Raw genomic sequence first — 1,267 nt, 5'->3', positions numbered from 1 at the left:
TCTCTTCTTTTTTCTAATTGTTTGTTTAAATTTGCAATATGATATTGAAAATTCTCGGATTCTATAAAATCATTTGCTATCCACTGTGTAAAACTTGCATGACCAAAATCGATTTGCTGTTTCGCATCTGAGAGTCTTTCAATAACAGAGGTTGGGCCTATGATCCAACCAATCCTTAATCCTGAAGCAACGATCTTTGATAAAGAACTTATATATAAAACATTTCCATTGACATCCATTGATTTTAAAGTAGAGACCTTTTCCCCTGTAAAGGATGTTAAACTGTAAGGGTCATCTTCAACAACGGGGATCCCATGTTCTGAAGATATTTCAAGAATCGCTTTCCGTTTCTTTTCACTAAATAGTGCACCCGTTGGATTTTGAAAAGAAGGATTCAGGAATATCATTCGTATTCGATGCTTTTTATGCAAGGAAAGTATGTCATCCGGGTTGATTCCATCATGGTTTACAGGAATGTAATAAGGTCTCAGTCCTGCTGATTTAAATATTGGAAGATTATAGTTGTAAGAGGGATCTTCCAATGCAACTGCATCACCTTGTTTTAATAGACATTGAACCACTAAGTGTAATGCTTGTTGTGCCCCAGATGTTATTAAGATGGATGAAGGATTCGTTTCTATTTTTCGATATTGCTTAACATGCTTTGCAATGGTTTCTCGTAATATTGCATTTCCTTGCGGATGATCATAACCTAAGCTTCCAATAAACGACCGAGAAGAGGTAATCTCCCTTAAGTATTTCAATGGAAATAGATCCTCTGAAAGTTCTCCGCTAGCTAGATTAATTAACTTATGTTCTACGGCTTCTTTCCTGATCCTCTGGGTTACAGGCAAGTTAGGTAAAAAGGATCCTGCTTCAATATACCTGTTCCAGGAAGGAATACGTTTCTTGGTAATTCCCCAAATATCTTTACTTATAGTTGTACCGCTTCCTCTAATTCTTTGAATTAGCCCATTTGACTGCAATTCATCATATGCAGCCACAACTGTACTTCTATTAATATTGAGATCTTTAGCTAAGGTTCTCTCAGAAGGCAATGGTTTATCAGGGGGAAAAGTACCATTCGCAATTCCGTTTTCGATATATTCTGCCAGTTGTTTATATATAGCTTTTTTTGATGTTCGATCTGCTTTCCAATCCATATAATACATTCCTTATTATCTTTAATTTGTTTATATTCAAATTATTGTCTTCCTTTATTTGTTTAAATCAGAAGTAATCTTTAATTTTTGGCTCTGTTAAATTT

Annotated in this window: 1 protein-coding gene; it reads right to left on the bottom strand. The window is 34.9% G+C overall.

All coding sequences use genetic code 11. The features are described from left to right. On the bottom strand, window positions 1-1,163 hold a 1,163-nt coding region (locus tag V7659_RS09170), incomplete at its 3' end, for a PLP-dependent aminotransferase family protein (RefSeq protein ID WP_335539596.1). Between the last annotated feature and the right edge of the window lie 104 nt (window positions 1,164-1,267).

Origin of the sequence: Neobacillus drentensis, from assembly GCF_036966985.1 — a bacterium.
Taxonomy (GTDB): Bacteria; Bacillota; Bacilli; order Bacillales; family Cytobacillaceae; genus Neobacillus; species Neobacillus drentensis_E.
Note: the sequence above shows the minus strand (reverse complement) of the source record. Positions and strands in the feature narration are given on the sequence as shown.